Genomic DNA, 12906 nt, shown 5'->3' with positions numbered 1-12906 from the left:
GCATCCATGCCGCACGCCACTCGCCGCGCCCTGCTCGGCGCCGCCCTCGCCGCGCCCGCCCTGGCCCGCGCCCAGCCGCGCTTCCCCGAGCGCCCGATCACCCTCCTCGTCCCCTTCCCCGCCGGCGGCGCGACGGATGTGCAGATGCGGGCGCTGGCCGAGGCCGCCAGCCGCGCCTTCGGCCAGACCGTCGTCACCGAGAACCGGCCCGGCGCCGGCAGCACCCTCGGCCCCGCCGCCGTGGCCCGCGCCAAACCCGACGGCTACCTCGTCTCGCAGATGACGCTCCCCGGCCTCCGCCTGCCCTTCATGCAGCGCATGGCCTATGACCCGCGGCGCGACTTCACCCCCGTCATCCACCTCACCGGCTACACCTTCGGCATCGTCGTCCGCGCCGACAGCCCGTGGCAGAGCTGGCAGGAGGTCGTCGCCGACGCCCGTCGCAACCCCGGCCGCCACCGCTGGGGCAATACCGGCGCCAACGGCACGCCGCACCTGGCGATGCTCGATCTCGCCGAGCGGGAGAAGCTCGACGTCGTCCACGTCCCCTTCCGCGGAGAGGCCGATGCGGTGCCCGCCCTGCTCGGCGGCCATATCGAGGCGACCGCCGCCGGCACCGGCCTCTACGAGCTGATCAGGGAAGGCCGGCTCCGCCTGCTGAATGTCTGGACGCCCGACCGCCGCCCCGGCTTCCCCGAGGTGCCGACGCTGCTCGAGCTCGGCTATGCGGGCATGGTCATCACCTCGCCCTACGGCCTCGTCGCCCCCGCCGGCCTCGACCCCGACATTCTCGCCGCCCTGCATGACGGCTTCCGCCGCGCCCTGCACGACCCGGCGCATCTCGCCGTGCTGGCCAAGCTCGACCAGCCGCTCCTCTACATGAACAGCGCCGACTACGCCCGCAACATGGCGGAAACGATCGACACGGAGGAGGCGCGCGTGAAGCGCCTTGGCCTCGGCACGGGCTGACGCGCCCCGACAACGGCACCGTCAGCCTGCCGTCGTCAGGTAGCGCTCCTTCAGGATCCGCCGCAGCAGCTTGCCCGCCTCCGAGCGCGGCAGGTCCTCGACGAATTCGTAGCTCTTCGGCCGCTTCAGGCCGGAGAGCCGCTCCCGACACCAGGCGTCCAGCTCGGCGGGCTCGACCGCGGCACGCGGCACGATCACCGCATGCACCTGCTCGCCCATCTCCGCATGCGGCACCCCGACCACCGCCACCTCGCCGACCGCGGGGTGCTGCGCCAGCGTCGCCTCGATCTCCGCCGGGTAGATGTTGACCCCGCCCGACAGGATGAGGTCCGCGCGGCGGTTGGAGAGGAAGAGGAACCCCTCCTCATCCACCCAGCCGAGGTCGCCGAGCGTGGCCCAGCCGCGCTCGTCGTAGCAGGCGGCCGTCTTCTCGGGCGCGTTGTGGTAGGCGAAGCGGGGCCCGCCCTCGAAGCGGATCACGCCCGTCTCGCCAGGCGGCAGCTCCCGCCCGTCCTCCCCGGTGATGTAGAGCCTGACGCCGTTCACCGGCCGCCCGACCGAGCCCGGCTTCCTGAGCCAGGTCGCGCTGTCGATCACCGTCGTCCCGATGCCCTCGGAGCCCGCATAGTATTCGTTGAGGATCGGGCCCCACCATTCGATCATCGCCCGCTTGACCGAGACCGGGCAGGGCGCCGCCGCATGGATGGCGCAGCGATGCGAGGAGAGATCGTGCTGCCGCTTCACCGCGTCGGGCAGCGCCAGCAGCCGCACGAACATTGTCGGCACCCATTGGCTGTGCGTGATGCGGTAGCGCTCGATCACCTCGAGGCATTGCGCCGCGTCGAACTTGCGGAGGATGACGGCGGTGCCGCCCTCCTGCAGCGTCCTGCCGACATAGCCGAAGGGCGCCGCATGGTAGAGCGGCGCCGGCGAGAGATAGACCGTGCCCTCGTCGAAGCCGTAGAGCGACTTCCAGGTCATGTCCCACATCGGCGCGTCGCGCTGGTCATGCGGCAGCATCGGCCGGCGGATGCCCTTCGGCAGCCCCGTCGTGCCCGAGGAATACAGGAACTCCCGACCGAGCGGCCGCTCCGGCAGCGGCGCCGCCGGATCCTCGGCCGCCAGCGCCGCCTCGTAGCTCTCGTATCCGGCGATGCCCGCGCCGAGCGCATAGCGCGGCCGCCCGCCGATCGCCCCTTCGGCCACCAGCGCCGCGGCCAGTCCCTCCAGCTCCGGGCTGACGACGACGAGCTTCGCACCGCTGTCGTTCAGCACATAGGCCACCTCATGCGGCCGCAGATGGATGGAGAGCGGCGTGATGTAGAGCCCCGCCAGCCGCGCCGCCTCCGCGAGCTCGAGGAATTCCGGCCGGTTGTCGAGCAGCGCCGCGATGCCGTCGCCCGGCTCGAGCCCCAGCCGCAGCAGCCAGTGCGCCGCCCGCCGCGCCCGCGCCTGCAACGCGCCATAGCTGACGGTGACGCCGGTATCGGGGAAGATCGCGGCGGGCTTCTCCGGCTGGCGTTCCGCCCAATGGGCCAAATGCGGCATGCGCGTGTTTCCTCCGCCCGGAGCCTGGACTCGGGGTGCAGCCGCGTCAATCGGCAGCCGGTGCCGCGGGCGTTGCCGAACCGGAAGCGCCTGCTGTAGCCTCCGGTGGAGGGTTGAGGACCTACCATGTACGGCACGCGCCATGTCGTCCGCCGTGGCGACACGCTCTGGTCCCTGGCCAGGACCTATCTCGGCCGGGGCGCCGAATGGCCCCGCATCTGGCGCTACAACAACCGCCCCGACATCATCGGGGAAACCAGGCGCGGCATCCGCGACCCCGACCTGATCTTCGTGGGCCAGGTCATACTCATCCCGGCCGTGGGCCGGCCCGAGCCGCCGAGGCCCGGCCAGTGGAACCCGCCGCCGCCGGCCGATCTCGTTCCCGCGCAGGACCTGACGCAACTGCATCGGGAACCGGTCTCCCCGCAGCCGCTGCGCCAGCCAGGGCCGTTGCAGCGCAGCCTGCCCATGATCCGCTCGCCCATCTCGTTCAAGTATCGGCTCGACGACCTTCGCTATCCCCCGATCGACACCCCGGTCGCCCTGATCGAGATGCGCGTGACCGGCGATGTCCTGCTGAAGTCGGAGAAGAGCTTTCCCTCGACCTATGTCACCAGCCGCGGCGAGCTGGAGGTGCAGGCCACGCGCGACCTGCACCACGCTTATGGCACCCTCACCGCGGACAACCGCGTCGTCTTCGACCCGAAGGAGAAGCGGGTCACCATCCGCTCCATGCTGGTCAGCCAGAGCACGACGCCGAACACCCCGGCGACCGCGATCGGCGTCGAGATGTCCTCGAACAGCCCGGTGCCGAAGCTGCGGGCGGAGATCCGCTTCCCCAAGCTCGAAGGCACGGTCGGGGATGCGGCCTATGCGGCCTTCGACGTGAAATTTGTCGTCGAGATCACGCCCAAGGCCGTGCCGCCGTCACCGCCCCAGCGCGCCCCGGTGCCGTCGCCCCAGCCGCTGCGCCAGCCTGAGCCATCCATCCAGTGGGACAAGGTGATCGGCGTCGGGCTGATGGCGACGGCCGGGGCGATCGTCGTCGCCACGGTGGTCGAGGATGTGCTCACCGGCTTCGTCGGCGCCGCGGACGACCCCGCCTCCTTCGCCGCGGCCGGGGCGGCCTGGATGCGCGGCGCGGCGATGCTGGAGGGGGCGGCGGCGGCGGTGCCGCGGGCCGCGGCGCCGGCCTCCGTCACCCTGGGCACCACCCTCCAGCTCGCGCACTGAAGCGATGGCGGCCCGTCGCCACCTGCTGCTGGCGGCGGCCGGGCTGTGCGGCCTCGGCGGCGCCGTGCTGCTCCGGCCCGGCTCGGACCCGGCCGAGCGGATGCGCCGCCTCGGCCTGGCGCAGGGCATCCTCGTCGCCGCCGGCGACCCGCGCGATTTCCACCGCCCGCCCTTTGGGCCGCAGGATGCGCTGCCGCCCGGCGTCGCCGTCGAGCCAGCCGAGCCCGCCGCCATCGGCCCGGCCCTGGACGGGCTGGAGGCCTCGATGGCGCAGTACCCGCCGGACTTCATGGCGCGGCTGGTCTCGGCCGTCTTCATCGGCGGCGCGATGACCATCGAGGGCGAGGCGGCGGGCGGCACCTATGGTCCCGCCTGGATCCTGCTCTCGGCGCCGCTGCGGATCGGCGCGGGCGCCATCCGCGAGACCTGCCGCCTCGGCCTGCATCACGAGCTCTCCTCCTTCGTCTATGCCAGGGGCGATACCGCCAGGCGCTGGCGCGCCACGCTGCCTGATAATTGGGATTTTGCGCCGAGCGCGGCGGTGCAGCTGCGCCGCGACCGGGGGCTGCCGCCGCCCGAATCCGGCTTCCTGGACGCCTACGGCGCCACATCGCCGGAGAACGACTTCAACGTCTATGCCGAAAAAGTGATGACGGATGCGCCGGCGGTGCTGCGCCTCGCGGCACGGCTGCCGCTGGTCGCCAGGAAGGTCGCGTTGCTGCGCCAGAGCTACGGCGCGATCGACCCGCGCATGGATGCGGTGTTCCAAAGCTTCGGCATCGCCGGCTGAAAACGGCCCCCACCGCGATCGAGGCGGGTGAACCTGCCGCCGGCTTTCTGCCATGCTGCCTCGCCGCCTACCGATGCGGTTGATCTGCCTGGCGCGGCGCCCGTTCACCTCGGCGCGGACGCTGCCTCAGGCTGTTGTTTGGGCGAGCAACTCACGCCGTTCCGGTGATTCCATCCGGACGGGGGTTGCTCCAGGGAGGAAAAGCATGCCCGTCCTAAGCCGCCGTGCCCTGCTGGGCGCCGCCGCAGCCACGCCTGCCCTTGTCACCGCCACCGCCGCCCGCGCCGCCGCGCCCTTCCGCAACGATCTGCCGCCTGCCTGGCACCGCTTCAAGCTCGGCAGCTATGAGCTGACCATCATCTCCGACGGCTCGCTGCCGCTCGGCAAGCCGGAGCCCGCCTTCCCAGCCTCCCCGCCCGAGGAAATCCGCAACCTGCTGACCAGCAACTTCCTCGACCCCGCCTCGGCGACGCTCGAGCAGAATGCGCTGGTGCTGAACACCGGCCGCCAGCTCATCCTCTTCGACACCGGCATGGGCGAGAGCATGGGGGCCGCGAGCCAGATGTTCGGCCCGACCACGGGGCGGCTGCTGCGCAACATGAAGGCCGCCGGCATCGACCCGGCGCAGATCGACATGGTGGTCCTGACGCATGCGCATTGCGACCATTGCTGGGCGCTGGTGGATGCGCAGGGCAACCGCAATTTCCCCAACGCCCAGGTGGCGGTGAGCGAGGCCGACCTGCGCTTCTGGACCGACGATGCCAACAAGAAGGGCCCGGAGTTCATGGTGCCCTTCATCGACGGCGCCAAGAAGAACCTCTCGGCCTATCGCGACCGCATGGTGATGGTGCAGGACGGCAAGGAGGTCACGCCCGGCGTCACCGCCTTCGCCACGCCCGGCCACACGATGGGGCACATGGTCTATTTCATCTCCGACGGCAACAACACCGTCGTCAACACCGGCGACCTGGCGCACCACCAGATCCTGCTGCTGAAGAAGCCGCTCTGGGAATTCTCCTTCGACACCGACCCCAAGCTTTCCGCCCAGTCACGCCTCAGGATGCTGACGCGCCTGGCCGCGGACAAGCACCCGGTCATCTCCTACCACTTCCCATGGCCCGGCCTCGGCCATGTCGGGAAGGCGGGCGAGGGCTTCGACTGGTACCCGGCCCCGGTCAACGTGACGACGCTGTAGGGGGCCGCGTGCCGCTGGCCGAGCTCCGCGAAGCCGAGGCGCCGCCCGCGATCGCGGCGCTCTACGCCAAGCTGCGCGCGGCCAGCGGCGTCCCCCTCGTCAACCTCATCCACCGCCACTTGGCGACGCTGGATGGCGTGCTGCCTTGGCTCTGGCACGCCATCCGGCCACCGCTCGAGGATGGCAGCCTGGCCGGCGCCCGCGCCCGCCTTGCCGCCGCCATCCGCCTCCCGCCGCTCGAGCCGGGCCCGGCCGATCCCGCCATCGCCGTCCTGGTCGATGCCTACAACCGCGGCAACCTCACCAACCTGATCCTGCTGACCGCCCTCCGCCGCGCCCTGGCCGGCGACCCGCCGCATCCGGCCCCGCCGCCGCCCCGCCTCGCCGTGGAGGCGATGCTGCCCGCCCCGCCGCCCCTCCCGCGCCTCGACGCCCTGCCCCCGCCGACCGCGGCGCTCGTCACCGCCCTCGCCGCCCGCCCTGGCGGCGACGTGGTGCCGAGCCTCTACCTCCACCTCGCCCACTGGCCGGCTTTCCTCGCCGAGCTTCCCGCGCGGGCCAGCGCGCTCATCGACCCCGCCGCCATCCGGGCCGCCCGCGCCACCACCCTGCGCCTCGCCGAGGCGGAGGCCGATGCGATCCGCCCGATGCTCGCCATCCCCGGCCCGCTGCCCGACCCGCGCGCCCTCGCCCCGATCGAGGCCTTCACCCGCACCGTCATCCCGGGCATGGTCCCGATCGGCCTCGGCCTCCGCCGCCTGCTGGCCTCCGGGACGCAGCCGGGCTAAGCCCTACCCATGCCCGCCCGCCGCACGCTGCTTGCCGCCACCCTCGCCGCCGCCGCTCAGCCGGCCGCGGCGCAGACCCTCGTGCAGTCGCTCAACGCCCTCGCCGCCCGCGCCAATGCCGGCACCATCGGCATCGTCACCGGCGGCATCGACGGCACCTATGCCCGCATCGCCGCCGACCTCGCCGCCGTGCTCGACGACGGCGACGCGCTGCGCATCCTCCCCATCCTCGGCCGCGGCTCGCTGCAGAACATCAGCGACATCCTGGTGCTGCGCGGCGTCGACATCGGCATCGTCCAGTCCGACGTCCTCGCCTATGCTCGCCGCCAGCGCCTGCTCCCCGGCCTCGACAGCCTGGTCCAGTACGTCGCCAAGCTCTATGACGAGGAGGTCCACATCCTTGCCGGCCCGGGCATCGACAGCCTGGCCGACCTCGCCGGCAAGCCGGTCAACATCGACCTCCGGGGCAGCGGCACGGCGATGACCGCGAACCTGCTCTTCGAGGGCATCCCCATCGAGGCGAGCCACGCCCCGCAGGACGCGGCGCTCGAGCAGCTCCGCCGCGGCGAGATCGCGGCGCTCGCCTACGTCACTGGCAAGCCCGCCCGCCTCTTCGGCGGCCCGCCCTCCGGCACCCCGCTCCGCTTCCTTCCCATCCCGATGACGCCCCGCCTCCTCGAGACCTACCTGCCGGCGACGCTCGCCCCCGCCGACTATCCCGCCCTCATCGAGGGCGCCCCGGTCGATACCATCGCCGTCGGCGCCGTCATGGCCTGCTATGCCTGGACGCCCGGCACCGAGCGCCACCGCAAGCTCGCCCGCTTCGCCGCCGCCTTCGAGGAGAAATTCCCGGCCTTCCTCCGCCCCCCGCGCCACCCGAAATGGCGCGAGGTCGACCTCGGTGCCCGCCTCCCCGGCTGGACCCGCTTCCGCGCATGACCCCGCGCGGGGATGACGAGGAGGACGACGCCCCGCCCGGCCTCCCGCCCGGCTCGCCCCTCTACATGACCCCCGCCGGCCACGCCGCGCTGCAGGCCGAGCTCCACCGCCTCTGGACCGAGGAGCGCCCGAAGGTCGTCGAGGTCGTCTCCTGGGCCGCAGGCCTCGGCGACCGCTCGGAGAATGCCGACTACCAGTACGGCAAGCGCCGCCTGCGCGAGATCGACCGCCGCCTCCGCTTCCTCCGCAAGCGGCTGGAGCGCGTGCAGGTGGTGGACCCCGCCGCGCAGCCACGCCGCGACCGCGTCTTCTTCGGCGCCACCGTCACCTATGCCCGCGAGGACGACCGCGAGGTCACGGTCACCATCACCGGCATCGACGAGGCCGACACGGCTCAGGGCCGCATCTCCTGGGTCTCCCCGGTCGCCCGCGCCCTGCTCGGCGCCGGCATCGGCGACCTGGTCCGCCTCCGCACCCCGCAGGGGGCGGAGACGCTCGAGGTCGTCGCCATCCGCTATCCGGAAACCTGACCGAAACATCCGCCCGCCGCCGGCGTTGGCGCTGGCATGACCGAACAGGCCCGCCGGCCCAACCCTCCCGGCTTCCCCGCCCATGGCGCGACGGAGCTGCCCGCCGTCACCGTCGACACGGCCAACGCCACCCTCCGCACCCCTGACGGCTTCCTCGGCGACCGCGCCAGCAGCACCGCCTTTCGCGCCATCCTGGCGGAGTGGCGCCAGCGCCTGAAGGCGGTCGACAAGGAGGACCCCTTCGGCGACGCCGCGCCCGAGACCATCGGCCGCCGCCAGCTCGACAAGATCCTTGCCGAGGGCGACCCGGAACTCGGCGGTCTGGTCCATGGCGTCGTCGAGGAATTCGCCCAGTCGCTCACCACCGTCGTCAAGCGGCTGCTGAAGCTGAAGGACTGGCAGGGCACGGAGCGCATCGTCATCGGCGGCGGCATGCGCGGCAGCCGCGTCGGCGAGCTGGCGATCGGCCGCACCTCCATGCTGCTGAAGGGCGAGGAGATCGCCGTCGACCTCACGCCCATCCGCCACGACCCGGACGAGGCCGGCCTCATCGGCGCGACGCAGCTCGCCCCGCCCTGGATCTTTCTCGGCCATGACGCCTTGCTGGCGGTGGACATCGGCGGCTCGAATATCCGCGTCGGCCTCGTCCGCCCGCATCTGCGGAAGGCGCCCGACCTCTCCGCCGCCTGCCTCTGGGAGAGCGCTATCTGGCGCCACCGCGACGACAAGCCCGGCCGCGAGGCCGCCATCGACCGCCTGATCGAGATGCTGCGGGAGATGCTGCACAAGGCGGAGAAGCGCGGCCTGGCCGTTGCCCCCTTCATCGGCATCGGCTGCCCCGGCCATGTCGAGCACGACGGCAGCATCGCCCGCGGCGCCCAGAACCTCCCCGGCAATTGGGAGAGCGGGCGCTTCAACCTGCCCGCCCGGCTGCATGCCGCCCTGCCCGAGATCGGCGGCCATGACACGGTGATCGTGATGCACAACGACGCCGTGGTGCAGGGCCTCAGCCAGGTGCCCTGGACGGGCGATGTGGCCCATTGGGGCGTCCTCACCATCGGCACCGGCCTCGGCAACGCCCGCTTCACCAACCGCAGGTCTTGATCCGCCCCCCGTCCCGCCCGATCCTGCGGCGCCGCATCCAGGAGAACCGACCGCCGCATGGCCAACCTCCTGGCCCGCCTCGACGCCGCCGCCCGCCGCATCGAGACCCCCTGCGGCGGGGGCCGCCTGGCCTGGCGCCTCTGGGGCGATCCCAGGGCCGAGGCCACCCCCCTCGTCCTGCTGCATGGCGGCTCCGGCTCCTGGCGCCACTGGGCCCGCAACATCGAGCCGCTGGCGCGCGACCGCCTGGTGGTCTGCCCCGACCTCCCTGGCCTCGGCGACAGCGACATGCCGCCCCCCGCCGAAAGCCCCGCCCCCGTCGCCGCCATCCTCCTCGCGGGCCTCGCCGACATCCTCGGCCCGCGCCGCTACGACCTTTGCGGCTTCTCCTTCGGCGCGTTGCTGGCCGGCCATTTGGCGGCCCAGGCGGATGAGCGGCTGCGCAGCGTCACCCTGGTCGGCGCCGGCGCGCTCGGCCTCCCCCGCCAGGTCACGCCGCTGAGGAAGGTCCGCAGCGAGACCGGCGAGGCCCGGATCGCCGCCCATCGGCACAACCTGGCGACGCTGATGTTCGCCGACCCCGTGCGCATCGATGCCCTCGCCCTCGAGATCCAGGAGGCGAACACGGTCGCCGCCCGCTTCCGCAGCCGCGGCTTCGCCAGCACCACCAGCCTGAAGGACGCGATCGCCCGCGCCCGCGCCCCGGTCGCCCTGTTGTACGGCGAGCGCGACGCCATCGCCTTCCCCGAGATCGGCCGTCGCTTCGCCGCCCTGCGCGAGGTCCAGCCCGAGGCCTGGACTGGCCTCATTCCCGGCGCCGGCCATTGGGCCGCCTATGAGGCGGCGGAGAGCTTCAACGCGATGCTGGTGGACATGCTGGTGCGGCGGCTGGGGCCAAGCCACCGCTGACTAGGGCGTGCCGCTGCCACGCGCCGGGCCTTGGCGTCCGGGCCGATGCGGCGAACGGCCGCGGCCGGCGCTATGTCCCCGGCCGTTCCGCGCTGGCGTCGAAGGCGTCCCGCGAGGCTTCGACCTTTGCGAGGTTTTCCTCCGTCCAGATCCATACGCCACAGAAGGCGGCCCCGAGGCTCGCCCCGAGCTCCGTCAGCCGGTAGTCGACCCGGGGCGGCACGACGGCGTGCACATGGCGCGCCACCATGCCGTCGCGCTCCATCTGGCGCAGCGTCTGGGTCAGCATCTTCTGGCTGATCCCCCGCATCTGCCGGGCGAGCTGCGTGAAGCGGAGCTCGCCATGCTCCGCCAGCACCTCGAGCGAGATCATGGTCCACTTGTCGGCCACGCGCCCGATGAGGTCGTTGACCAGCGCCTCCACCCGGGGGTCGCACTCCGCGGGCGGGGCGGTCTCCGCGATGCGGTGGGCCCGCCGGAGAGTCGTTTCGCTGAAGGGCAGGCGGGACACGGCAGCGCTCTCCTTTCGGTAAGTGTGGATATTTTGGGGTGCCTCCTTCCTCATCAAATGCGGGCCGTTAAATCGAGGGCTCCCATCCCGAAGGAGCAGCCCGATGAACCAGACCGGCAACACCATCCTGATCACCGGCGGCGGCTCCGGCATCGGAGCGGCGCTGGCGAACCGCTTCCATGACCTCGGCAACACGGTGATCGTCGCCGGCAGGCGGCGGAGCGCGCTGGACAGCGCCATCGCCGGCCGGCCGAACATGCATGCGATCGAGCTCGACGTGGACAGCGCCGCGGGCGTCGCCGACTTCGCGGCGCGGCTGCTCGTCGAGCACCCCAGGCTCAACGTGCTCGTCAACAATGCCGGGATCATGCGCTTCGAGGCGCTGGATCGGCGGCGCGACCTCGCGGATGCCGAAGCGACGGTCAACACCAACCTGCTCGGGCCGATCCGGCTGATCGATGCGCTGGTCGATCACCTCACCGCACAGCCGCATGCGGCAATCGTCAACGTCACTTCCGGGCTGGCCTTCGTGCCGCTCGTCACCACGCCGACCTACAACGCCACCAAGGCCGCGATGCATTCCTACACCCTCGCCCTGCGGGAGGTGCTGAGGAACCGCGTCGAGGTGATCGAGCTCGCCCCGCCGGCGGTGCAGACCGGGCTCACGCCGGGCCAGGAGAGCCGCCCGGGCTACCAGCCGCTCGACGCCTTCGTGGACGAGGTCATGGCCCAGTTCGCCCGGCAGCCCACGCCCCCCGAGATCCTGGTCGAGCGCGTCCGCGTCCTGCGCTTCGCCGAGGCCGAGGGGCGCTTCGACGCCGCGATGACGCGGCTGAACGAGTTCGCGGCCAAGGCCCGGCAGGGCTGAGCCGCTCCCCGGCCCGATGCCGGACGACCGAAGCGGCGGAGGGCAAGGCTGCCGGAGCGCCGTCCGGCCAAGGCGGGGGCGCCTCGCCGGTGCTGCGGGAGGCCGGCTGCGCCCGGCCGACGGCGCAAACGGGTGCAAAGCCGCGCCCCGTCCCGGCATGCCGTAGCCGATCGACGGAATGGGTTCCGTCCGACCTGCTTCGCGGAAGGAGCTCCAGCATCTTGTTTGGCCGAGCCGGTGACCCCGATCGGCAGATCCCATCCGATCGGCGCTTGCTCTGAGGCCGCCTGGCGATCCCCGCCGCCGGTTGCACCCGCGCTCTCCCTGCCGGCATCATTCCGCCGACAGGGGACGTACCGACATGCCACCCACCGCCCGCCGCAGCCTGCCGGCCCTCGCTGCCGCCCTGCTCGCCACCCCGGCCCTCGCCCAATGGGCCCCGGCCCGCTAGTGGTCTGAGTTAGAAGTCCTGAGGCAAAACCGAGCGACGCTGGCGAGGATGTCGTCTGCGGCTTTGGTCCAGACGAAGGGCTTCGGGGTGGCATTCGTCTCGGCGATGTAGGACTGGATCGCCGCCTCCAGGTCCGCTGTGCTGGTGAAGGCGCCGCGCTCGAGGCGCCGACGGCTCAGGAGGGCAAACCAACACTCGACCAGGTTGAGCCACGAGGCACTGGTCGGCGTGAAGTGCAGATGGAAGCGCGGGCGCTTGACGAGCCAGTCGTGGATCAGCCGGGTCTTGTGGGTCTTCAGGTTGTCGAGCACGAGGTGGACCTCGAGATCCGGCGGCACACAGTCGTCGACCCGGTCTAGGAAGGCGCGGAACTCAACGCTGCGGTGGCGCCGCTCGCAGGCGCCGATTACCTTGCCGGACTTCACGTCGAGCGCGGCGAACAGGTCGATCGTGCCACGACGGTGATAGTCATGGGTGGGCCGCTCGGCCTGACCTGGGCGCATCGGGAATGCCGGTGCCGTGCCTTGCGCCGCCTGGATCTGCGGCTTCTCGTCCACGCACAGCACCAAAGCGCGGTCCGGCGGAGCAAGATAGAGCCCGACCACGTCGCGCACTCTCTCGACAAAGGCCGGGTCGGACGACAGCTTGAAGGTCTCCGCCCGGTGCGGCCGCAGGCCGAAGGCGCGCCAGATGCGCGACACCGCGGTCTGGCTCATGCCAACGCGGCGCGCCATGGAGCGCGTGCTCCAGTGCGTGGCGTTCTGCGGCGCCTGCTCCAGCGTCAGGGCCACCAGGCGCTCGACCGCATCGTCGCCGATGCTGCGTGGCGCCCCAGAGCGCGGAGCGTCCATCAATCCTTGCAGACGGTGCTCGGCGAAGCGTCCGCGCCAGGTCGCCACTGTCTGGCGGCTGACGCCCAGGACCTCAGCCACCCCGAGGTTGGTCACGCCGGGTTCGGCGCAAGCCAGCACGACGCGGATGCGCTGGGCTAGAGCGTTTTCGGCCTGACTGGAATCGCAGGGGCTTCCGAAACGGGACCAATCTGTGATTCATGGTGTTCCGGTGAGATGG

At 72.0% G+C, this 12906-nt stretch carries 12 protein-coding genes and 1 pseudogene; 10 read left to right on the top strand and 3 right to left on the bottom strand.

Annotation, left to right across the window (positions count from 1 at the left end; translation table 11 throughout):
• Positions 1-6: 6 nt before the first annotated feature.
• Positions 7-969 carry a tripartite tricarboxylate transporter substrate binding protein gene (locus AC5JJ1_RS07375; RefSeq protein WP_495784464.1) on the top strand — a complete coding sequence of 321 codons (963 nt, stop codon included), beginning with the start codon at positions 7-9 and terminating at the stop codon, positions 967-969.
• A gap of 21 nt (positions 970-990) precedes the next feature.
• On the opposite strand, the gene AC5JJ1_RS07370 is transcribed toward AC5JJ1_RS07375, so the two are convergent.
• Positions 991-2517, bottom strand: a complete 1527-nt coding sequence (locus AC5JJ1_RS07370; RefSeq protein WP_495784463.1) for an AMP-binding protein — start codon at positions 2515-2517, stop codon at positions 991-993.
• A 126-nt stretch (positions 2518-2643) separates the two neighbouring features.
• Here AC5JJ1_RS07370 and AC5JJ1_RS07365 point away from each other — a divergent pair, with 126 nt between their 5' ends.
• The 8 genes from AC5JJ1_RS07365 to AC5JJ1_RS07330 all read left to right on the top strand — a co-directional run bounded on the left by AC5JJ1_RS07365 (position 2644) and on the right by AC5JJ1_RS07330 (position 10005).
• On the top strand, positions 2644-3750 hold the full coding sequence (locus AC5JJ1_RS07365) for a LysM peptidoglycan-binding domain-containing protein (RefSeq protein WP_495784462.1): 1107 nt from the start codon (positions 2644-2646) through the stop codon (positions 3748-3750).
• 4 nt (positions 3751-3754) lie between these two features.
• Entirely contained in the window at positions 3755-4540 is a 786-nt protein-coding gene (locus AC5JJ1_RS07360; RefSeq protein WP_495784461.1) for a hypothetical protein, read from the top strand.
• Positions 4541-4745: 205 nt separating this feature from the next.
• The gene (locus AC5JJ1_RS07355) at positions 4746-5735 is read left to right on the top strand and encodes an MBL fold metallo-hydrolase (protein ID WP_495784460.1); all 990 of its coding nucleotides are present in this window, start codon (positions 4746-4748) and stop codon (positions 5733-5735) included.
• 8 nt (positions 5736-5743) lie between these two features.
• Positions 5744-6523 carry a hypothetical protein gene (locus AC5JJ1_RS07350; protein ID WP_495784459.1) on the top strand — a complete coding sequence of 260 codons (780 nt, stop codon included), beginning with the start codon at positions 5744-5746 and terminating at the stop codon, positions 6521-6523.
• A 9-nt stretch (positions 6524-6532) separates the two neighbouring features.
• Complete coding sequence (locus AC5JJ1_RS07345; RefSeq protein WP_495784458.1) at positions 6533-7462, top strand: TAXI family TRAP transporter solute-binding subunit; 930 nt, start codon at positions 6533-6535, stop codon at positions 7460-7462.
• Complete coding sequence (gene greB / locus AC5JJ1_RS07340; protein WP_495784457.1) at positions 7459-7992, top strand: transcription elongation factor GreB; 534 nt, start codon at positions 7459-7461, stop codon at positions 7990-7992. Before AC5JJ1_RS07345 ends, greB begins: the two co-directional genes overlap by 4 nt.
• Before the next feature lie 36 nt (positions 7993-8028).
• Entirely contained in the window at positions 8029-9096 is a 1068-nt protein-coding gene (locus AC5JJ1_RS07335) for a hypothetical protein (RefSeq protein WP_495784456.1), read from the top strand.
• Between the two features lie 57 nt (positions 9097-9153).
• Positions 9154-10005, top strand: a complete 852-nt coding sequence (locus AC5JJ1_RS07330; protein ID WP_495784455.1) for an alpha/beta fold hydrolase — start codon at positions 9154-9156, stop codon at positions 10003-10005.
• 70 nt (positions 10006-10075) lie between these two features.
• On the opposite strand, the gene AC5JJ1_RS07325 is transcribed toward AC5JJ1_RS07330, so the two are convergent.
• On the bottom strand, positions 10076-10516 hold the full coding sequence (locus tag AC5JJ1_RS07325; RefSeq protein ID WP_495784454.1) for a winged helix-turn-helix transcriptional regulator: 441 nt from the start codon (positions 10514-10516) through the stop codon (positions 10076-10078).
• 103 nt (positions 10517-10619) lie between these two features.
• Here AC5JJ1_RS07325 and AC5JJ1_RS07320 point away from each other — a divergent pair, with 103 nt between their 5' ends.
• On the top strand, positions 10620-11384 hold the full coding sequence (locus tag AC5JJ1_RS07320) for an SDR family oxidoreductase (RefSeq protein ID WP_495784453.1): 765 nt from the start codon (positions 10620-10622) through the stop codon (positions 11382-11384).
• Between the two features lie 447 nt (positions 11385-11831).
• Here the strand turns inward: AC5JJ1_RS07320 and AC5JJ1_RS07315 are convergent.
• A pseudogene (locus tag AC5JJ1_RS07315) lies at positions 11832-12830 on the bottom strand (IS630 family transposase); the annotation flags it as partial.
• Positions 12831-12906 lie beyond the last annotated feature (76 nt).

Source organism: Belnapia sp., from assembly GCF_059504005.1.
The sequence above is the reverse complement of the archived record's forward strand: the minus strand, read 5'-3'. Positions and strand labels throughout refer to the sequence as shown.

Bases quoted from the DNA above. Each gene is read 5' to 3' on its own strand.
- AC5JJ1_RS07375 (WP_495784464.1), top strand. From the start codon at position 7: ATGCCGCACGCCACTCGCCGCGCCCTGCTCGGCGCCGCCCTCGCCGCG.
- greB (WP_495784457.1), top strand. From the start codon at position 7,459: ATGACCCCGCGCGGGGATGACGAGGAGGACGACGCCCCGCCCGGCCTC.
- AC5JJ1_RS07370 (WP_495784463.1), bottom strand. From the start codon at position 2,517: ATGCCGCATTTGGCCCATTGGGCGGAACGCCAGCCGGAGAAGCCCGCC.
- AC5JJ1_RS07365 (WP_495784462.1), top strand. From the start codon at position 2,644: ATGTACGGCACGCGCCATGTCGTCCGCCGTGGCGACACGCTCTGGTCC.
- AC5JJ1_RS07330 (WP_495784455.1), top strand. From the start codon at position 9,154: ATGGCCAACCTCCTGGCCCGCCTCGACGCCGCCGCCCGCCGCATCGAG.
- AC5JJ1_RS07345 (WP_495784458.1), top strand. From the start codon at position 6,533: ATGCCCGCCCGCCGCACGCTGCTTGCCGCCACCCTCGCCGCCGCCGCT.
- AC5JJ1_RS07320 (WP_495784453.1), top strand. From the start codon at position 10,620: ATGAACCAGACCGGCAACACCATCCTGATCACCGGCGGCGGCTCCGGC.
- AC5JJ1_RS07360 (WP_495784461.1), top strand. From the start codon at position 3,755: ATGGCGGCCCGTCGCCACCTGCTGCTGGCGGCGGCCGGGCTGTGCGGC.
- AC5JJ1_RS07355 (WP_495784460.1), top strand. From the start codon at position 4,746: ATGCCCGTCCTAAGCCGCCGTGCCCTGCTGGGCGCCGCCGCAGCCACG.
- AC5JJ1_RS07335 (WP_495784456.1), top strand. From the start codon at position 8,029: ATGACCGAACAGGCCCGCCGGCCCAACCCTCCCGGCTTCCCCGCCCAT.